General features: G+C 40.1%; 21 protein-coding genes and 1 tRNA gene. 18 read left to right on the plus strand and 4 right to left on the minus strand.

Annotated features, from left to right (window positions below; genetic code table 11):
- Positions 1–50 precede the first annotated feature (50 nt).
- The 7 genes from QM406_RS01135 to QM406_RS01165 all read left to right on the plus strand — a co-directional run bounded on the left by QM406_RS01135 (position 51) and on the right by QM406_RS01165 (position 4,933).
- On the plus strand, positions 51–461 hold the full coding sequence (locus QM406_RS01135) for a GNAT family N-acetyltransferase (protein WP_414273167.1): 411 nt from the start codon (positions 51–53) through the stop codon (positions 459–461).
- A 51-nt stretch (positions 462–512) separates the two neighbouring features.
- Positions 513–1,109, plus strand: a complete 597-nt coding sequence (locus QM406_RS01140; RefSeq protein WP_414273168.1) for an HAD family hydrolase — start codon at positions 513–515, stop codon at positions 1,107–1,109.
- Between the two features lie 147 nt (positions 1,110–1,256).
- Entirely contained in the window at positions 1,257–1,466 is a 210-nt protein-coding gene (locus tag QM406_RS01145) for a helix-turn-helix transcriptional regulator (protein WP_070837358.1), read from the plus strand.
- Positions 1,456–1,944 (plus strand): DUF6773 family protein, encoded by a 489-nt coding sequence (locus tag QM406_RS01150; protein ID WP_281334761.1) that lies wholly within the window; start codon positions 1,456–1,458, stop codon positions 1,942–1,944. Before QM406_RS01145 ends, QM406_RS01150 begins: the two co-directional genes overlap by 11 nt.
- Before the next feature lie 107 nt (positions 1,945–2,051).
- Positions 2,052–3,512: a nicotinate phosphoribosyltransferase gene (locus QM406_RS01155; RefSeq protein ID WP_414273169.1), complete on the plus strand. Its 1,461-nt coding sequence runs from the start codon at positions 2,052–2,054 to the stop codon at positions 3,510–3,512.
- Positions 3,509–4,333 carry an ammonia-dependent NAD(+) synthetase gene (gene nadE / locus QM406_RS01160; protein ID WP_414273170.1) on the plus strand — a complete coding sequence of 275 codons (825 nt, stop codon included), beginning with the start codon at positions 3,509–3,511 and terminating at the stop codon, positions 4,331–4,333. Before QM406_RS01155 ends, nadE begins: the two co-directional genes overlap by 4 nt.
- Positions 4,334–4,390: 57 nt before the next feature.
- Positions 4,391–4,933 carry a GNAT family N-acetyltransferase gene (locus QM406_RS01165; protein ID WP_414273171.1) on the plus strand — a complete coding sequence of 181 codons (543 nt, stop codon included), beginning with the start codon at positions 4,391–4,393 and terminating at the stop codon, positions 4,931–4,933.
- A gap of 46 nt (positions 4,934–4,979) precedes the next feature.
- Here the strand turns inward: QM406_RS01165 and QM406_RS01170 are convergent, their stop codons facing one another.
- From QM406_RS01170 to QM406_RS01185, 4 genes are all read right to left on the minus strand, one after another.
- Positions 4,980–6,062, minus strand: a complete 1,083-nt coding sequence (locus QM406_RS01170; RefSeq protein ID WP_414273172.1) for a M24 family metallopeptidase — start codon at positions 6,060–6,062, stop codon at positions 4,980–4,982.
- Between the two features lie 126 nt (positions 6,063–6,188).
- Positions 6,189–6,971, minus strand: a complete 783-nt coding sequence (gene gatD / locus QM406_RS01175; protein ID WP_125386166.1) for a lipid II isoglutaminyl synthase subunit GatD — start codon at positions 6,969–6,971, stop codon at positions 6,189–6,191.
- The gene (murT, locus tag QM406_RS01180; RefSeq protein WP_414273173.1) at positions 6,971–8,314 is read right to left on the minus strand and encodes a lipid II isoglutaminyl synthase subunit MurT; all 1,344 of its coding nucleotides are present in this window, start codon (positions 8,312–8,314) and stop codon (positions 6,971–6,973) included. The genes gatD and murT overlap by 1 nt, the downstream gene beginning before the upstream one ends.
- Positions 8,315–8,411: 97 nt before the next feature.
- Positions 8,412–9,728 carry an FAD-containing oxidoreductase gene (locus QM406_RS01185; protein ID WP_173228731.1) on the minus strand — a complete coding sequence of 439 codons (1,317 nt, stop codon included), beginning with the start codon at positions 9,726–9,728 and terminating at the stop codon, positions 8,412–8,414.
- A 329-nt stretch (positions 9,729–10,057) separates the two neighbouring features.
- On the opposite strand from QM406_RS01185, the gene QM406_RS01190 reads away from it, so the two are divergent.
- From QM406_RS01190 to QM406_RS01240, 11 genes are all read left to right on the plus strand, one after another.
- Positions 10,058–11,635 carry a DEAD/DEAH box helicase gene (locus QM406_RS01190; protein WP_414273174.1) on the plus strand — a complete coding sequence of 526 codons (1,578 nt, stop codon included), beginning with the start codon at positions 10,058–10,060 and terminating at the stop codon, positions 11,633–11,635.
- Between the two features lie 271 nt (positions 11,636–11,906).
- Complete coding sequence (gene codY / locus QM406_RS01195; RefSeq protein ID WP_414273175.1) at positions 11,907–12,695, plus strand: GTP-sensing pleiotropic transcriptional regulator CodY; 789 nt, start codon at positions 11,907–11,909, stop codon at positions 12,693–12,695.
- Positions 12,695–13,270: a cysteine hydrolase family protein gene (locus QM406_RS01200; protein WP_414273176.1), complete on the plus strand. Its 576-nt coding sequence runs from the start codon at positions 12,695–12,697 to the stop codon at positions 13,268–13,270. The genes codY and QM406_RS01200 overlap by 1 nt, the downstream gene beginning before the upstream one ends.
- A gap of 81 nt (positions 13,271–13,351) precedes the next feature.
- A tRNA-Leu gene (locus QM406_RS01205) sits at positions 13,352–13,437 on the plus strand.
- Between the two features lie 133 nt (positions 13,438–13,570).
- On the plus strand, positions 13,571–14,848 hold the full coding sequence (locus QM406_RS01210) for an ABC transporter permease (protein ID WP_414273177.1): 1,278 nt from the start codon (positions 13,571–13,573) through the stop codon (positions 14,846–14,848).
- A gap of 13 nt (positions 14,849–14,861) precedes the next feature.
- Positions 14,862–15,509: an ABC transporter ATP-binding subunit Vex2 gene (gene vex2, locus QM406_RS01215; protein ID WP_414273178.1), complete on the plus strand. Its 648-nt coding sequence runs from the start codon at positions 14,862–14,864 to the stop codon at positions 15,507–15,509.
- Between the two features lie 47 nt (positions 15,510–15,556).
- Positions 15,557–16,936: an ABC transporter permease subunit Vex3 gene (gene vex3 / locus QM406_RS01220; protein ID WP_414273179.1), complete on the plus strand. Its 1,380-nt coding sequence runs from the start codon at positions 15,557–15,559 to the stop codon at positions 16,934–16,936.
- Positions 16,937–17,006: 70 nt separating this feature from the next.
- The gene (locus tag QM406_RS01225; RefSeq protein WP_414273180.1) at positions 17,007–17,663 is read left to right on the plus strand and encodes a response regulator transcription factor; all 657 of its coding nucleotides are present in this window, start codon (positions 17,007–17,009) and stop codon (positions 17,661–17,663) included.
- Positions 17,660–18,970, plus strand: a complete 1,311-nt coding sequence (gene vncS / locus QM406_RS01230; RefSeq protein ID WP_414273181.1) for a sensor histidine kinase VncS — start codon at positions 17,660–17,662, stop codon at positions 18,968–18,970. Before QM406_RS01225 ends, vncS begins: the two co-directional genes overlap by 4 nt.
- Positions 18,971–19,126: 156 nt before the next feature.
- Positions 19,127–20,008, plus strand: coding sequence for a class II fructose-bisphosphate aldolase (locus tag QM406_RS01235; RefSeq protein WP_414273182.1), 882 nt, complete (start codon positions 19,127–19,129; stop codon positions 20,006–20,008).
- Between the two features lie 61 nt (positions 20,009–20,069).
- Positions 20,070–20,462: an inorganic diphosphatase gene (locus QM406_RS01240; protein ID WP_414273183.1), complete on the plus strand. Its 393-nt coding sequence runs from the start codon at positions 20,070–20,072 to the stop codon at positions 20,460–20,462.
- The last annotated feature ends 82 nt before the right edge of the window (positions 20,463–20,544 follow it).

Below are 20,544 nucleotides of genomic sequence, written 5' to 3' on the forward strand. Positions count from 1 at the left end.
CTTCAAAATAGGAATATAATCAAGGCGTAAGTGTCTTTGAGGAGGTTTTGATGCACATTATATTGGAGAATACAGAGTCTCAGAAAGCACAGGAGATAGGGAATTTGATTCGCTCCTATAATCGTTCAAAAAGAGAAAAAGCTGAAAGTGAGCCTCTTAATATTTATGTCGAAGATGATAGCGGTGAACTCATGGCCGGTTTAGTAGCAGAGACCTTTGGAAATTGGTTAGAAATTGAGTATTTATTTGTGAAAGAAGACTTGCGAGGACAAGGAATCGGCTCCCAACTATTGCAGCAAGCAGAAACTGAAGCTAAGAATCGAAACTGTCGCTTTGCTTTTGTGAATACGTATCAATTTCAAGCGCCAGCCTTTTATAAAAAGCATGGTTACAAGGAAGTCTTTACTTTAAAAGACTATCCCTATACTGGACAAAGGCACTATTATCAAAAAGAGTTGTAAATGGAAAATGAACGATCGAAGAAATCGACACATCATAATGGAGGTGGGTTAATGGATATCATACTAGATATGGGTAATGTTCTACTGGAATGGAATAAGGATAAGATTTTGAAATCTGTAGCTAAAACTCAGAAAGATTATCTGATTTTAGACAAGGCTATTTTTCAGTCGGGGCTCTGGGAAAGATTGGACCTGGGGACCTTGACTCGAGAAGAATTGGTTGATAAGGTTCTTTCTATGATAGGGGATTGCTATCAGAAAAAGGTTGAAGAAGTCATTTGGAATTGGCCAGCCTATATCGATATTTACATGGAAGTCTTTCCGCTGCTTGCACGTTTAAAGGAAAAAGGTCATCGTATTTTTGTTTTGTCAAATACATCACCAGTTTTTTATGAATTATTGAAAGACCAACTATCTCCTTTAAATGGAATCTTAGATGGTTTCGTCCTTTCCTGTGATATCAAGGTCATCAAACCTGATCGAAAAATGTTTGAAGAAATCCTCCATAAATATCAGTTGGACCCAGCAAATTGTGTCTTTCTTGATGATATAGCAGACAACACTAAGATGGCTGAAAGTTTAGGTATCAAAGCCTATCAAGTAAAACACAGAAGCGATATCGTAGATATTTTACCAAGATTTGAATAAACATAAAAGTCTCTATCATATAGGTGGTAGAGATTTTTTGTTAAAAAAATCGCACAAAATGAAAGATATATATTGCATAATGTAAAATATATGATATAATGAACTTAGAAAGAATCGCGACTTTTAAAATTAAGGAGGAGGTAAGAAGTGGCTAAGAATTTAAAATTAAAACTCGCTCGAGTAGAGCGAGATATGACACAGGGTGATTTGGCAGAAGCTGTGGGTGTCACTAGGCAGACTATCGGCTTGATAGAAGCTGGGAAATACAATCCCTCGCTTTCGCTTTGCCAGTCTATTTGCAGATGCTTAGGCAAAACTCTAGACCAATTATTTTGGGAGGAAGAAGATGAAAAATAGATTTTATTATTACCAATTATTAGATGAAAGAGAAGAGCAACTGATGAATAAAGCGGGGGCTGAAAGTTTCTATATCTCTATAGCTTTCTTGCTTTTATCTTATATGATTACAGTATTAGCACCAAGTCTTTTTAATCCGAGAATGATTCTCATCATTATCATTATTGGAACTTCTTACTTTTTCGGCCGTGCTCGAGATTTGGGTGTGAACTACTATAGTCGTTTTCATTTTACAATTATAGGGTGTTTGCTGGTAACTCTCGCTATTACGACTCTTTTGATGTTGCAGAATTATCAATTCAATATCGAAATTTATCAGCACAATCCTCTGAACGTTAAATACTTGTCTGCTTGGGCAATTACTTATGTTATTTACCTTCCTTGGGTTTTTATTGGCAATCTAGGTCTGAAGAGCTATGGCGAATGGGCTCAGAAAAAATTTGAGCAAGACATGGATGAACTGGAGAGTGGAGAATAGCTTGTTACTCTTTTCTCAATCCAGCTAAAATGTGATATAATAGTACTAATTTATGAGAAAAGAAGAAAGATTTTCATCTTTTTGCAAATAAGGAAGAAGGACAGTATATGTACCAAGATGACAGTTTAACATTGCACACAGATTTGTATCAGATTAACATGATGCAGGTTTACTTCGACCAAGGGATTCATAACAAGAAAGCGGTTTTTGAAGTTTATTTCCGCCAACAACCTTTTAAAAACGGTTATGCTGTATTTGCAGGTTTGGAACGAATTGTGAAATACCTTGAAAACTTGCGTTTCTCAGATAGCGATATTGCTTATTTGGAATCACTTGGCTATCATGGCGCCTTCTTGGAATATCTCCGTCATCTCAAGTTGGAATTGACTGTACGTTCTGCTCAAGAAGGGGATTTGGTATTTGCCAATGAACCGATTGTTCAAGTGGAAGGTCCTTTGGCTCAGTGTCAATTGGTTGAAACAGCTCTCTTGAACATCGTCAACTTTCAAACCTTGATTGCGACTAAGGCTGCTCGTATTCGTTCAGTCATTGAAGATGAGCCTTTGATGGAGTTCGGTACACGTCGTGCTCAAGAAATGGATGCAGCTATCTGGGGAACGCGCGCCGCTGTCATTGGTGGTGCCAATGGGACTAGTAATGTACGTGCTGGTAAGCTCTTTGGAATTCCTGTACTAGGGACTCACGCTCACGCCTTGGTACAAGTCTATGGCAATGATTATCAGGCTTTCAAGGCTTATGCCTCAACGCACAAAAACTGTGTATTCCTAGTAGATACCTACGATACTCTTCGGATCGGTGTTCCAGCAGCGATTCAGGTTGCGCGTGAACTTGGTGATAAGATTAACTTCCTTGGTGTTCGTATTGACTCTGGAGATATCGCCTATATTTCTAAAAAAGTTCGTCAACAACTGGACGAGGCAGGATTTACGGATGCTAAGATTTATGCATCAAATGACCTAGATGAAAATACCATCCTTAACCTCAAAATGCAAAAAGCTAAGATTGATGTCTGGGGTGTAGGAACGAAGCTCATCACTGCTTATGACCAACCAGCACTTGGAGCAGTCTACAAGGTTGTTGCCATTGAAGACGAGAATGGTCACATGCGCAATACCATTAAACTTTCTAACAATGCAGAGAAAGTTTCAACACCAGGTAAGAAACAAGTTTGGCGTATCACCAGTCGTGAAAAAGGCAAGTCAGAAGGTGACTACATTACCTATGACGGTGTCGATGTTGCTAGCATGACTGAAATCAAAATGTTCCATCCAACCTATACTTACATCAAGAAAACCGTCCGTAATTTTGATGCTGTTCCTCTCTTGGTAGACATTTTCAAGGAAGGTAAACTGGTTTATGACTTGCCAAGTCTGCCTGAAATTCAAACCTATGCTCGTAAGGAATTTGATAAGCTTTGGGATGAATACAAACGTGTACTAAATCCACAACATTACCCTGTCGACTTGGCTCGTGATGTATGGCAAGACAAGATGGACTTGATTGATAAAATGCGTAAGGAAGCTCTAGGTGAAGGAGAAGAAGAATGAGTTTGCAAGAGGACATTATCCAGCAACTAGGTGTAAAACCAGTGATTGATGCCCAGGAAGAAATCCGTCGTTCGATTGACTTTTTGAAAAGATACTTGAAAAAACATCCTTTTTTAAAGACATTTGTCTTAGGAATTTCTGGAGGTCAAGACTCGACCTTAGCAGGACGCTTGGCACAATTAGCCATGGAAGAAATGCGAGCAGAAACAGGTGATGATAGTTATAAATTTATCGCTGTTCGCCTCCCTTATGGAGTGCAAGCTGACGAGGATGATGCTCAAAAAGCCCTAGCATTTATTCAGCCAGATGTGAGTTTGGTCGTTAATATCAAGGAGTCTGCTGATGCTATGACAGTAGCAGTAGAAGCAACAGGCAGTCCTGTTTCCGATTTTAACAAAGGAAATATCAAGGCTCGTAGTCGTATGATTGCCCAATATGCTCTTGCAGGTGCTCATAGCGGAGCTGTTATCGGGACAGACCATGCTGCGGAAAATATCACAGGTTTCTTTACTAAATTTGGTGACGGTGGTGCAGATATTCTCCCACTTTATCGCCTCAATAAACGCCAAGGAAAACAACTTTTGAAGGAGCTTGGAGCTGATCCAGCCCTCTATGAAAAAGTTCCAACGGCAGATTTGGAAGAAGAAAAACCAGGTATTGCAGATGAAGTAGCCTTGGGAGTTACTTACAATGAAATTGATGATTACCTCGAAGGTAAACAAGTAAGCCCAGAAGCCCAAGCAACCATTGAAAAATGGTGGTATAAAGGCCAACACAAACGCCACCTACCAATTACTGTGTTTGATACGTTTTGGGAGTAAAAAAGTCCGGGGGACTTTTTTAGCCCGAGCCTGAAAATAGAAAAGCGAGGTTGAATTATGAAATCCATAGGTACAAAGACATTACATACTGAACGGTTGCTATTGCGACGCTTTTGTGAAACTGATGCTCAAGCCATGTTTGAAAATTGGGCTTCTAGTCTAGATAATCTAACCTATGTTACTTGGGATCCTCATCCAAATGTTGATTTTACAAAGAACTCAATAAGAACTTGGGTAGCATCCTATGACAATCCAAATTACTACAAATGGGCCATTAGTTTCAAAGAAAATCCAGAATATGTCATTGGAGATATTAGTCTGGTCAGTATGGATGAAGAAAAATCTAGCTGTGAGATTGGATATATCTTAGGTATGGATTACTGGGGACGAGGGATCATGACAGAAGCCTTGAAAGCTGTTTTATCATTCTGTCTAGATGAGATTGGTTTTGACCAGGTAGATGCTTGCTATGCAAGTCTAAATCCTGCATCTGGGCGTGTCATGGAAAAAGCAGGTATGACTTTTTGGAAGACAATTCCAAATGCAGTTGAACGAAAAGGTTATATAGCTGATAAAATTTATTATCAAATCAAAAAATAAGATGGAAAAGAATAACTTTTCCATCTTATTTTTTATAATATACTTTTTAATCAAAATAAAGCAAATCTTTGCTAGTACTTGTAAAGAGGTCGAAGCCATCTTTGGTAACAACACCGCAGTCCTCAATGCGGACACCGACTTTACCAGGGATGTAGATACCAGGCTCAACTGAGAAGCACATGCCTTCTTCGATAACCATGTCGTTTCCTTCCATGATGGATGGGAACTCGTGTACATCCATACCGATACCATGACCGAGACGGTGGTTGAAGTACTCACCGTAGCCAGCTTTTTCAATCACTTCACGAGCTGCGCGGTCTACTTCATGAGCCGTCACACCAGGTTTGATAAAGTCAAGGGCAGCTTGTTGGGCTTCCAGAGTCAAGTTGTAAATATCTTTCTTGAACTGGTCAGGTTTACCAACAGCGACTGTACGAGTCATATCTGATGCATAACCATTCACCATCACACCGAGGTCAAAGAGGAGAAGGGCATTGTTTTCAACCTTGTTAGCTCCAGGGATACCATGCGGATTCGCAGCATTATCACCAGTCAAGACCATGGTATCAAAGCTCATTTCGTAGCCTTCGCGTTTCATAGCAAAGTCAATCTGCGCAATGATATCAGTTTCCGTATTATCAAGAGAGATATTGTCAAAACCAACTTTAACAGACTTGTCGGCGTAAACACCCGCAACCATCATCTTTTGCACTTCGTCTGCTGATTTAATCAAGCGCATACGTTGGATCAATGGAGTCAAGTTTTCAAACTCGGAAGTTTCAAAGACAGTCTTCAAGCCATGATATTTGGTCAAGATGAGATTATCAAACTCAACAGCGACACGTTTGAAGTCAAGTTGTGGAAGAGCATGTTTCATTTTTTGCCATGGATTTTCAGAATCCACATAGCCCACAACTGGGAAGGAAACAGTGCTGCTTGCACGCTCAACCTCAAGGGCTGGGACAAAGAGGAGAGGTTCCTGATCTGCTAGGACAAAAAGGAACATTTGGCGTTCATGGGGATCACTGTAAAAGCCAGTGAGGTAATTGATTGTGACGGGGTCAGATACGACAGCGACGTCTAGTTTTTCTGATTCAAGATATGTTACGATTTGTTGTAATTTAGACATATGCTACCTTCTTTCTACCCCTCTATTTTGGCAAAAAATGAGAGAAAATGCAAGGGAGAAGGGTAAAAGAAAAGACAAAAAAACTCCGACAAGATAACGGAGTTCTTTGATATGATTTTTCTTGGTTTAAGAAAAGTCAGCCTTGCTTTTGACATCACTGTATTCTTCAGCGATTTCTTGACTGAGAATGTCCTCATAAGCAGGGAGTTGGATGTCCTGACCATATTTCTTCTTGAGGGCTGTAGTGACTAGGCGATAAGCCAGATTGGCATTGCGAGAGAGAATAGGCCCGTGGAAGTAAGAACCGAAAACATTTTTATAATGAACCCCTTCGCCGACTTTTTCTTCGTTATTTCCATTTCCATAGACAACCTGTCCCAGTGGTTTTTGATCATCTGAGAGGAAGGTACGGCCCTGATGATTCTCAAATCCATAGTAGGTTTCATTGAAATCTTCATTATGAATCTTGATGTCACCGATAAAACGGTTATTGGTCTGGTTGAGGGTGTAGTGGCCCATGACCCCTAGTCCTTCGATACGTCTCCCTGAAGCTTCAACATAATATTGACCCAATAATTGGAAACCACCACAGATAGCCAGAACCACACCGTCGTTTTGGATGTAGTTGTCAATGCTCTCTTTTTTAGCAGGTAGGTCGTCTGCAATAATACTTTGTTCAAAGTCTTGACCGCCACCGAAAAAGGCGATGTCGTAGTGATTTTCATCAAAGTCATCATGGAGAGAAACGATGTCAACGGTCACATGGGCTCCCAGCTTTTCAGCCACATACTTGAGCATGAGGATGTTTCCATTGTCCCCGTAGGTATTCATGAGATTTCCGTAGAGGTGGGCAATGTTGAGCTGATAGGGGTAATTGCCAGCTTTTGAGGAAAGTGAAGTATAAACCATTAGTTCATCTCCTTTCTAACAATCTGACGACTAGCCAGCAGTTCGCGGAATTCAAGCATAGCAGTATAGGTAGCCAGAATATAAGCATGCTTGCAGTCTTGGTTCTCAATGGTCTTGAGAACTTGCTCCAGACTACTTGTTTCAGTGATTTTCTCAGCTGGATAGCCTGTTACTCGTAGACGACGAGCGATTTCAGAATGACGAACACCGCCAGCGTTGATTTCGGGAATGTCCATGTCAGTGATTTGTTCAAAATCAGCATCCCAGATCCAGCTGGTATCAATTCCATCTGCATAGTTGGCATTTAGGAGAACAGATAGACTAAATGGATAAGGTGCTAGTTTAATCATTTCGATAGCTTGGGTCGCACCGACTGGATTTTTAATCAAGACGAGGGTACATTCCTTTTCACCGATATGGAAGGTTTCTTGGCGTCCAAAGACAGCACGGCTCTTATCAAATCCCTGCTTGATGAGTTGTGAATCTGCACCAAGGAAACGGGCGATAGCAACCGCTGCTAGGGCGTTGTAGATATTGTAGAGACCACCGATTTGAATACCGTATTCTTGTCCGTCAATGACAAAGCGAGAGCGATTGTTGGTCAACTCAACCAATTCTGTCAAGCGATAGTCGAGATCAGGACGTTTACATCCACAACCTTCACAGATATAGGCACCCAAGTTTGCATAGGTATTGTGCTCATATTTGAGGATGCCTTGGCAGTCAGGACAGAGAATTCCTTCTGTATTATAGTGAGCCAGCTGGGCTGGGCCTTTCTCCAAGTCAAAACCAAAATACTCTACAGGATTTGGAATAGCTGGCTTGTAAAAAAGTGGACTGTCTCCATTAAGGAGAACAGTGGCAGTAGGCACCTTACGAATAGCGTCCAAAATCATCTTGTAAGTTGTGTAAATCTCACCATAGCGGTCCATCTGGTCACGGAAGATATTCGTGATGACAAAAAGGCTTGGCTGGATATAGTCACAGATACGAGATAGACTGGCTTCGTCAATTTCTAGGACGGCAATGTTTTTTCCGGTTTTAGAAGATTTGGCAGTCAAGAAGGTCGTCGCAATTCCTGTAATCATGTTGGCACCGCTTGGGTTGGTCAAAACTTGACCATAAACCTCTTTTAAAATGCCGACAGTGAGGGCAGTTGTCAGGGTTTTTCCGTTGGTTCCAGTGACCACGACAATCTCGTAGTTCTTAGCTAGGTTTTGTAAAATATCTTTATCAAATTGAAGGGCAAGTTTTCCTGGAAGCGTACTTCCACGGCCAAGACGGCTTAAAATGAAGTGGGAAGAACGCCCAGCAAGAAGGCCCAAAGTAGTTTTTAATTTCATGTTTCTATTATATCATAAAAGAGGGAAAAGACAGATTTGAGATTTCGAAGAAGAAAAAACAGCCCAAAGAGGGCTGTTGGATACGATTAAACTCAACTTAAATCGCAAACAAGTCATTCAAGTTCTCAGCCAAGGTTGGGTGAGTGAAGATTTGTTTTGTGAAGTAAGTGTAAGGAATCTTGTTGTCCATGGCAACAGTGATGATGTTGATGATTTCTTGAGAACCTTCTGAGAAGATGCTTGCTCCAAGAATTTCTTTTGTTTCAGTATTGACAACAGCTTTGAAGGCACCACGAAGGTCTCCATTTACATGGCCGCGAGGCATTGCTGCAACTGGAATTTCCTTAACAGCGTATGGAAGTTTCAAATCAGCCGCTTGGCTTTCAGTCAAACCAACTTGTGAAAGTGCAGGTGTGATGAACATGGTGTTTGGTACATTGAGACGGTCTTCAAGTGTGTAGCTGCCATCTCCAGCAAGGTAGCTGTAGACAACACGGAAGTCATCAAGAGAAATGTAAGTAAATTGAAGGCCACCGTTGACATCTCCAACTGCAAAGACACCAGGAACGTTTGTTTGACAGTGTTTGTCCACTTTAATAGCGCCACGTTCAGTTAGTTCAATATCTGTATTTTCAAGTTGAAGTGGTTCTACATTTGGCTTACGTCCAGTTGCGTAGAGAAGGGCGTCGAAACGGTAAGTTTCATTTTCAGTTACGACAAGGACTTGGTCACCGTCGTTTTTGATTTCAGTAGTACGGATGTTTTGAAGCAATTCAATGCCATCTTCTTCCATGTATTGTTTAGCAAGAGCTGCGATGGAAGGTTCTGCACGAGGTAGGAAAGTATCCAAGGCATCTAGGACTGTAACCTTGCTTCCAAGTTTGTTATAAAGACCAGCAAATTCAAGACCGATATTTCCGCCACCAAGGACACCAAGTTTTTCAGGCAATTTGTCCAAGTTTTGGATACCTGTTGAGTCAAAAACATTTTTGCTTGTAGCAAGTCCTGGAATTGGCAAGACGTTTGAAACAGCACCAGTGTTGATGACGATTGTTTCGGCAGTCAGTTCTTGTTTTTCATCACCAGCTTGGATTTCGATGACTTTATTTGAAAGGAAGTGAGCTTCCGCATCAAAGATATCGACACCTGTACCAGCAACAGTCGCATAGTTTTTACCGTTGAGGCGACCAGTGATAGTGTTTTTAGTAGCAATGACTTCTTCAAAAGACAAGTCTTTCTCAGCAGCAACTAGCAAAGTTTTAGTTGGGATACATCCGATGTTGATACAAGTTCCACCGTACATAGCTTTGCTACGTTCAACGAGGGCAACTTTTTTGCCAGCTGAAGCCAATTTACCAGCTAGTGTTTTACCAGCTTTACCAAATCCGATAACGATTAAATCATAAGTTAACATTTAGAGTTCCTCCTATTCGATTTTCATTCTAGCACAAGAAAAAAACTTTTGCACAATTCTGCTACGCTTTAAAAAAGTTTATGAAATAGTGGAAATTTCATCCTTATTTTCTCTGAAAAATCGTTTACATGAGTTTATCGATGGATTGGGCTATCTTTTGCTTCTCTCTTGTGTTATACTAGATAGGTTGCAAAGAAAACAGTACTTTTCTTTTGTGGAAAAGAAGCAACACGATTTTATATCCAGTATATGAAAATACGTCATAAAAAGAAAAGTATAAACTAAGCCCTATAGGGTGGCTTCGCACCACCTTTAGAAAGAAGAATAACGTGAAATTTAATGAATTAAACTTGTCTGCTGATTTGCTAGCAGAGATTGAAAAAGCTGGTTTTGTAGAAGCTAGTCCGATCCAAGAACAAACTATTCCATTGGCTCTTGAAGGTAAGGACGTTATCGGTCAAGCTCAGACTGGTACAGGAAAAACTGCAGCCTTTGGCTTGCCTACCCTTGAAAAAATCCGTACAGAAGAAGCGACCATCCAAGCTTTGGTTATCGCTCCAACACGTGAACTTGCTGTCCAAAGTCAGGAGGAATTGTTCCGTTTTGGTCGTAGTAAGGGAGTCAAAGTACGCTCAGTATATGGCGGATCAAGCATTGAAAAACAAATTAAGGCTCTTAAATCTGGTGCCCATATCGTGGTGGGAACTCCAGGTCGCCTCTTGGACTTGATTAAACGCAAGGCCTTGAAATTACAAGATATTGAAACTCTTATCCTTGACGAAGCGGATGAAATGCTCAACATGGGCTTCCTTGAAGACATTGAAGCTATCATCTCCCGTGTCCCTGAAAATCGACAAACCTTGCTCTTCTCAGCAACTATGCCAGATGCCATCAAACGTATCGGTGTTCAGTTTATGAAAGAACCTGAGCATGTGAAGATTGCGGCTAAGGAATTGACAACAGAATTGGTTGACCAATACTATATTCGTGTTAAAGAACAAGAAAAATTTGATACCATGACTCGTCTTATGGATGTGGAACAGCCTGAGCTTGCTATCGTATTTGGTCGTACCAAACGTCGTGTGGATGAATTGACTCGTGGTTTGAAAATCCGTGGCTTCCGTGCAGAAGGAATTCATGGAGATCTAGACCAAAACAAACGTCTTCGTGTCCTTCGTGACTTTAAAAATGGCAATCTTGATGTTTTGGTTGCGACAGACGTTGCAGCGCGTGGATTGGATATTTCAGGTGTGACCCATGTCTATAATTACGATATTCCACAAGATCCTGAAAGTTATGTTCACCGTATCGGTCGTACAGGTCGTGCTGGTAAGTCAGGTCAGTCTATTACTTTTGTATCACCAAATGAAATGGGCTACCTTCAAATCATTGAAAACTTGACTAAGAAACGCATGAAAGGTCTCAAACCTGCAAGTGCAGAAGAAGCCTTCCAAGCTAAAAAACACGTAGCTCTCAAGAAAATTGAACGTGATTTTGCAGATGAGACTATCCGTGCCAACTTTGAGAAATTTGGTAAGGATGCTCGTAAGCTAGCTGCCGAATTTACTCCAGAAGAATTGGCAATGTATATCCTCAGCTTAACTGTTCAAGACCCAGATAGTCTTCCTGAGGTTGAGATTGCACGTGAAAAACCGTTACCATTTAAACCATCTGGTGGTGGCTTTGGTGGCAAAGGTAAGGGAGGTCGTCGTGGAGATGACCGTCGTGATCGAGATCGCCGTCGCGACAATCGACGTGGTGAACGTCGAGATGACTTCAAAAAAGGCAGTCGCAAAAACGACCGCTTTGAGAAGGAAAAACGTTACCGTAAGGATAATAAAAAACCACGCAATACTTCAAGCGAGAAGAAAACTGGTTTTGTAATCCGTAACAAGGGTGATAAATAATAAAAAAGCGGTTCACTGAGGTGGATCGCTTTTATATATAAGGAGACCGAGAGTCAAGAAAAGTTTCATACGAGAAAATAGATTTATATATTTGTTATCTTGTAATATTATCTTATCAAAAATTTAGGAACCTGTCAACAAGAAAATTAGAAAAAACTAGTAAAAATTTTCGAACAGTCATGAATTGCAATTCAATAAACAATTTTCAGATAATTATTGAAATAATGATCAATTTATGGTATAATGGAAGCGATTAAATACGAGGTGAAAAATGGCACATTTATTAGAAAAAACGAGAAAAATTACGTCTATCCTGAAGCGTGCGGAGGAGAAATTACAAGATGATCTTCCATATAATGCCATCACACGCCAATTAGCGGATATTATTGATTGCAACGCTTGTATTGTTAACAGCAAGGGGCGCCTCCTTGGCTATTTTATGCGTTACAAAACCAATACAGATCGCGTAGAGCAGTTTTTCCAAACTAAGATTTTCCCGGATGACTATGTACAAGGTGCGAACATGATTTATGAAACAGAGGCCAATCTGACAGTTGATCATGATTTGAGTATTTTCCCTGTAGAGAGTCGTTCTGATTTTCCAGAAGGTTTGACAACGATTGCTCCAATCCATGTTTCTGGGATTCGATTGGGTTCTTTGATTATTTGGCGAAATGACAAAAAATTCGAAGATGAGGATTTGATCCTTGTTGAGATTGCCAGCACGGTGGTTGGTATTCAGCTTTTGAACTTCCAACGTGAAGAAGATGAGAAAAATATCCGCCGTCGCACAGCAGTGACTATGGCGGTCAATACACTTTCATATTCTGAATTGCGTGCAGTCTCTGCGATTTTAGCAGAACTAAATGGCAAAGAAGGACAATTGACAGCTTCAGTTATCGCAGATCGCATCGGTATTACACGTTCGGTAATTGTCAATGCTCTTCGTAAACTCGAATCTGCAGGCATTATCGAAAGTCGTTCACTGGGTATGAAAGGAACTTATCTAAAAGTTTTAATCCCAGATATTTTTGATGAAGTGAAGAAGAGGGATTACTAATGGCAAAGGCCTTAATTTCGATTGACTATACAGAAGATTTTGTAGCGGATTATGGAAAATTGACAGCAGGAGCTCCTGCTCAAGCAATATCAGAAGCAATCAATCAGGTAACTAGATTAGCATTTGACCGTGGAGATTATATTTTCTTTACCATTGATGCTCATGAGGAAAATGATGTCTTTCATCCAGAAAGTAAACTATTTCCCCCTCATAACCTGATTGGGACAAGCGGGCGTAATCTATATGGTAAGTTAGCTGAATTTTATCAGGAACAGGCCCAGGATAGTCGTGTTTTCTGGATGGACAAACGTCACTATTCGGCTTTTTCTGGCACAGATTTGGATATCCGTTTGAGAGAGCGTCGCGTGGATACAGTCATCTTAACAGGTGTTCTTACAGATATTTGTGTATTGCATACGGCTATCGATGCCTATAATCTTGGGTATCAGATAGAAGTTGTCAAGCCAGCAGTCGCATCCATTTGGTCTGAAAACCACCAGTTTGCACTTGGACATTTTAAGAATACATTAGGAGCGAAACTCCTTGATGAAAACCTAGTTGAAATCAAAGAATAATGTATTCAAAAAAACTGAAAAAAATCTGAAAAAAGTGTTGACAAAGTTTGTGAAAGTTGATATACTAGTAAAGTAATCGACGCGGGGATGGCGGAATTGGCAGACGCGCAGGACTAAGGATCCTGTGACCGCTTTAGGTCGTGAGGGTTCAAGTCCCTCTCTCCGCATAGGAAAAGAGTTAGCTTCGGCTAGCTCTTTATTTTTATATAAACAAGGGCAAAGATTTTGCTCTTTTTTTCTTATTTCATAAACATTTCATATTTGAATATTATAATGATTTTACAAATATGGAGGTGTTATATGAATCCCACTCAAAGAGCCTGGGCTTACGTCAGCAGAAAACGACTGAGAAGTCTCATATTATTCTTGATTCTATTTGTCTTATTGGCTGGAATATCGGCTTGTTTGACGCTCATGAAGTCCAACAAAACAGTAGAAAATAATCTCTATCGCTCACTGAATACGTCTTTTTCTATTAAAAGAATAGAAGCAGATCAGACTTTTCAACTGTCTCAACTAGATGACCTTAAAAAGATAAAGGGTCTTGAGAAGATTTCACCTGAGCTAGAAACAATAGCCAAGTTAACTGACAAAGAAGTCGTTACTGGAGAACAAAGTATTCAAAGGGATGATTTGACAGAGGCTGAAAAAAATCTCATCAGTTTGATTGCTTTGGAAGATTCTTCCAAGGATGTTTCTTTTACAAGTTCCGCCTTTACCCTTAAAGAAGGAAGGCATATCCAAAAAGGGGATCGTAAAAAAATCTTAATCCACGAAGATTTAGCCAAGAAAAACAACTTAAAAGTAGGAGATAAGATTAGCTTAAATCCTGTTCCAGTAGAAGGAAATAGTGGACAAAGGCTAGACTATGAAATCGTAGGTATTTTCTCAGGTCAAAAACAAGAGAAGTTTACCGGTCTATCATCAGACTTTAGTGAAAATACGGTCTATACAGACTACGAAAGTAGCCAAACTCTTCTTGGGAATAAGGAAGCTCAAGTTACTGCCGCTCGTTTCTATCTAGAAAATCCAAAAGATATGGATAGTATCATTCAAGAGGTTGAAAAGTTATCTCTTGAAACGAAAGGTTACCAAGTCGAAAAGGAAAATAAGACTTTTGAACAAATCAAGGATTCAGTTTCGACCTTCCAAACCTTCCTACAGATTTTCCTCTATGGCATTATGATTGCTGGTGTAGGAGCGCTGATCTTGGTCTTGTCCCTTTGGTTACGAGAGCGAGTTTATGAGGTTGGTATTTTATTGGCACTAGGGAAGGGAAAAGGAGCAATCTTTAGCCAATTCTGCCTAGAAGTTATCCTAGTTTCATTGGCAGCTATTCTGCCTGCATTTGTGGCTGGAAATGCCATTACTTCCTATCTCTTGAAGACTGTACTAGCAAGTGGCGACCAAGCTGCCCTACAAGATACGCTGGCAAAAGCAACGAGTCTTTCAACAAGTCTTCTATCATTTGGAGAATCTTATATCTTCCTACTTATCATTAGCTGCTTGTCAGTTGCACTTTGTTTCCTATTTTTATTTAGAAAATCACCGAAAGAAATTTTATCATCCATCAGTTAATAAAGGAGAAATTATGACTTTACTACAATTACAAGATCTTACTTATCGTTATAAGAACACTGCAGAAGCAGTCTTATATAAAATCAATTACGATTTTGAACCTGGCAAGTTTTATAGTATTATCGGAGAATCAGGAGCTGGGAAATCCACACTCTTATCTCTATTAGCAGGACTTGATAGCCCAGTCGAAGGTGCTATCCTATTCGAAGGCAAGGATATTCGTGAACAAGGTTATTCTTATCATCGCATGCACCATATCTCGCTGGTTTTCCAAAACTATAACTTGATTGATTATCTTTCTCCATTGGAAAATATCCGCTTGGTTAATAAAAAAGCCAGCAAGGATACCCTTCTTGAACTTGGTTTAGATGAAAGTCAAATCAAGAGGAATGTTCTCCAATTATCAGGTGGACAGCAACAACGTGTTGCCATTGCTCGTAGCCTTGTATCGGAAGCACCAGTTATTTTAGCAGATGAACCAACAGGAAACCTAGATCCTAAGACTGCTGGAGATATCATCGATTTGCTCAAATCTCTTACTGAGAAAACAGGCAAGTGTGTGATCGTTGTGACCCACAGCAAGGAAGTGGCACAGGCGTCAGATATTACACTTGAATTGAAGGATAAGAAACTGACTGAAATAAGAACAAACAGTAACTAAAACTTTTAAACATATTAAAAACGGAAGTAAATCTAGAAAGGAATCTTATGTTACACAACGCATTTGCCTATGTCACAAGAAAATTTTTCAAGTCGATTGTGATCTTTCTTATCATTCTCTTGATGGCTAGTTTGAGTTTGGTCGGCTTATCTATCAAAGGAGCAACAGCCAAGGCTTCTCAAGAAACCTTTAAAAATATCACCAATAGTTTCTCCATGCAAATCAACCGCAGGGTCAATCAAGGAACTCCACGTGGTGCTGGGAATATCAAGGGCGAAGATATCAAAAAAATTACGGAGAACAAGGCCATTGAATCCTACATCAAACGGATTAATGCTATCGGTGATTTGACAGGCTATGAACTAATTGAAACGCCTGAAACCAAGAAAAATCTAACTGCAGATCGAGCACAACGTTTTGGAAGTAGCTTGATGATAACAGGTGTAAATGACTCTTCTAAAGAAGACAAGTTTGTGTCAGGCTCTTACAAACTAGTCGAAGGTGAGCATTTAACAAACGATGACAAATACCAGATTCTCATGCACAAAGACTTGGCTGCTAAACATGGCTGGAAGGTAGGAGACAAGGTCAAACTAGACTCAAATATCTACGATGCAGATAATGAAAAAGGTGCCAAGGAAACAGTAGAAGTAACGATCAAAGGACTTTTTGATGGACACAACAAATCTGCTGTAACCTACTCACAAGAACTCTATGAGAATACAGCTATCACAGATATTCACACAGCAGCCCAACTCTACGGTTATACAGAAGATACAGCTATTTATGGAGATGCTACCTTTTTTGTAGCTGGAGATAAGAACCTAGATACTGTCATGCAAGAATTAGGGTCTATCAACGGTATCAACTGGAAGATGTATAGCTTGATTAAGAGTTCATCTAACTATCCTGCCCTTGAACAATCTATCTCAGGCATGTACAAGATGGCTAATCTTCTCTTCTGGGGTAGCTTAAGCTTCTCTGTTCTTCTACTGGCTCTCTTACTGACACTATGGATTAACGCCCGTCGTAAAGAGGTTGGAATTCTCCTTTCAATTGGTCTAAAACAAGCAAGTATTCTAGGACAATTTATCACAGAAGCAGTTATGATTGCTATTCCAGCACTTGTTTCAGCTTACTTCTTAGCCAACTATACTGCTCGTGCAATTGGAAATACAGTTCTTGCAAATGTCACATCAGATGTGGCTAAGCAAGCTAGTAAGGCAGCCCAAGCCTCTAATCTTGGTGGTGGTGCAGAAGTTGACGGCTTTAGCAAGACTCTTTCAAGTCTGGATATTTCCATTCAACCTTCTGACTTTGCTATCATCTTTGTACTTGGCTTAGTTCTTGTAGTATTAGTTATGGCACTTGCTTCAAGCAATCTCCTCTGTAAACAACCAAAAGAACTCTTGTTGGATAGTGAATAAAAAACCTGCTACCTATTCTCACTCAAATGAGATATAATATAGGTAGCATTTTTGATAGAAAAGGATTTATATGAAAATTCTAATTGTAGAAGATGAAGACATGATCCGTGAGGGAATTAGTGACTATTTGGCGGATTGTGGCTATGAAACCATTCAGGCAGCAGATGGCCTTGAGGCCTTAGAACAATTTTCCAATCACCAAGTTGCTCTGATTCTCCTAGATATTCAAATGCCGAAACTCAATGGTTTAGAGGTTTTGTCAGAAATTCGTAAAAGCAGCCAAGTTCCGGTCTTGATGTTGACAGCCTTTCAGGACGAAGAATATAAGATGAGTGCCTTTGCTGCATTAGCAGATGGTTATTTGGAAAAGCCTTTTTCTCTGTCTTTGTTAAAAGTACGAGTGGATGCTATTTTCAAACGTTATTATGATGTAAGTCGTATCTTTACCTATGGGGATACTCAGGTAGACTTTGACAGTTATAGCGCTAAAGTGGCTGGTCAAGAAGTTGCAGTGAATGCAAAAGAACTAGAAATTTTAGACTATCTGGTTAAAAATGAAGGTCGGGCCTTGACTCGGTCGCAGATTATAGATGCTGTATGGAAAGTAACTGATGAAGTACCTTTTGACAGAGTGATCGATGTCTATATCAAGGAACTACGAAAAAAATTGGATTTAGACTGTATTCTTACCGTTCGCAATGTTGGTTATAAATTGGAGAGAAAATGAGACGTTCAGGTTTATTTAAAAAAATTTTTATCTATACCTTCTCGGTATTTTCTACCTTGGTCATTTGTTTGCATTTGGCCATCTATTTCCTCTTTCCTCCGACCTATCTCAGTCATCGACAGGAAAGCATCGGGCAAAAGGCTACAGAAATTGCCCAAACTCTCCAAGGAAAGGACAGTCAAGCTATTCAGGAGGTCCTTGAACTTTATTCTAAAAGCAGTGATATTAAGGGAGCTGTTAAGGGAGAGATGACTCAGGATAAGTTGGAAGTCAATGATAATCTTCCCATTGATAAACAACGACAGACGGCCTCCTTGGTTATTGAGGAAAGAGAAGTTCAAACTAAGGATGATCAGACGATGACCTTACAGTTTTTAGCTTCTATGGATTTGCAGAAAGAAGCAGAAGACATCAGTCTTCAATTTCTGCCCTATACTTTATTAGCGTCTTTCATCATTTCGCTCCTCATCGCCTTTATCTATGCTAGAACCATTGTTGCTCCTATTTTGGAAATCAAACGAGTAACTCGACGGATGATGGATTTGGATGCAGAAGTGAGGTTGCGCGTGGATTCTAAGGATGAAATTGGCGATCTTAAAGAACAAATCAACAGCCTTTATCAGCATCTCTTGACGGTCATTGCAGACTTGCATGAAAAGAACGAGGCCATCCTCCAGCTGGAAAAGATGAAGGTTGAGTTTTTGCGAGGTGCTTCCCACGAACTGAAAACACCTCTAGCTAGTCTAAAGATTCTTCTGGAAAATATGCAAGCCAATATCGGACGCTATAAAGATCGTGACCATTACCTTGGAGTTTCTCTAAGAATTGTGGATGATTTAAGTCACCATGTCCAGCAAATCTTATCCCTTTCTTCAGTGCAAGAATTGCGAGATAAGAAGGAAGTAATCAACCTTCTTGAAATGACAGATTTTCTCTTAAAGGATTATGATTTATTAGCCAAAGAGAGAAAAATCACTGTAGAAAATCAACTCACTGACCAGCAAACTTATCTAAATCCTTCAGTACTAAAGTTGCTTCTTTCCAATCTTATCAGTAATGCTGTGAAACACTCTGTTCAAGGTGGTTATTTAAAAATTGGAGCAAAAGATGGTTGGGTCTTTAGTGAGAACGCCTGTACATCTGAGGAACAAGATAAATTTGAACAATCCTTCACTTCCTCTAGTCGACAAAGCAAGGGAGCTGGTTTGGGACTCTTCGTTGTCAAAAGTTTATTGGAAAACGAAGAAATTGACTATCGATTTGAAAGACATGATGATCACTTGGTATTTTATATGAACCTGCCTTAGAACAAGGAGTAGACCAAGTGGGAAAAGGTTTACATATCTGAAAATAGAAGAAATTCAATCGAAACCACGGGAAAAACTAGCTTTTTTTGCTAAAAAGTGATAAAATGAACAATGTAAATGGGATGTCCCATAAAAATATACAGGAGGCCTGATAAAATGGCAATCGTTTCAGCAGAAAAATTTGTCCAAGCAGCTCGTGACAACGGTTATGCAGTTGGTGGATTTAACACAAACAACCTTGAGTGGACTCAAGCAATCTTGCGCGCAGCAGAAGCTAAACAAGCTCCAGTTTTGATCCAAACTTCAATGGGTGCTGCTAAATACATGGGTGGTTATAAAGTTGCTCGCAACTTGATCGCTAACCTTGTTGAATCAATGGGTATCACTGTACCAGTAGCTATCCACCTTGACCACGGTCACTACGAAGATGCACTTGAGTGTATTCAAGTTGGTTATACTTCAGTAATGTTTGACGGTTCACACCTTCCAGTTGAAGAAAACCTTGAAAAAGCTCGTAAAGTTGTAGAATTTGCTCACGCAAATGGTGTATCAGTAGAAGCTGAAGTTGGAACTATCGGTGGTGAAGAAGACGGAATCATCGGTGATGGCGAATTGGCTCCAATCGAAGACGCTAAAGCAATGGTTGCAACTGGTATCGACTTCTTGGCAGCTGGTATCGGTAATATCCACGGTCCTTACCCAGAAAACTGGAAAGGTCTTCACCTTGATCACTTGCAAAAATTGACTGAAGCTGTACCAGGCTTCCCAATCGTATTGCACGGTGGTTCAGGTATTCCTGATGATCAAATCCAAGCAGCTATCAAACTTGGTGTTGCTAAAGTTAACGTTAACACTGAATGCCAAATCGCATTCGCTAACGCAACTCGTAAATTTGCTCGCGACTACGAAGCGAACGAAGCAGAATACGACAAGAAGAAACTCTTCGACCCACGTAAATTCTTGGCTGACGGTGTCAAAGCTATCCAAGCATCAGTTGAAGAACGTATCGACGTATTCGGTTCAGAAGGTAAAGCTTAATTAGGCTATAGATAGAAAATCTCGCTACGGCGGGATTTTTCTTGTATAATGAATCTAGGAAATGTCATACAGAGGCAATGAAAAGATGAAATTCAAAGAGAGAATATTTAGTGGTGTCATTGATCGGCCGGTGGGGTTTGAAGATTCTTTTGGGAATGTCTATCCGATTAACTATGGCTACATACCTGAACTGATGGGGGGAGATGGCGAAGAGCAAGACGTTTATATTGTTTCCCATGATCAGCAACAGCCTCTGGAAGTCTTTACTGGAAAGTTGGTTGCTATCATTCGACGTCGTGATGATATAGAAGACAAGTGGGTTTTAGCGCCCTTGGACGAGAAGGTTAATAAAGGTTTGATTGCAGAGCAGACCTATTTTATGGAGCAGTATTTTGATTCTTGGATTGAAATGGTGGAGGAGAATAATGATTCAAGTAAGGGAGGTTATAAATAAGGATGAAAAATCTTTTCTTACGGCAGAAATTCTAACTGATTTGCAAAGTTGTTTGGAATTCATGAAACCTCCGGAGCATATA

The sequence above is a fragment of the Streptococcus infantis genome (assembly GCF_047465035.1).
GTDB classification, from domain to species: domain Bacteria; phylum Bacillota; class Bacilli; order Lactobacillales; family Streptococcaceae; genus Streptococcus; species Streptococcus infantis_T.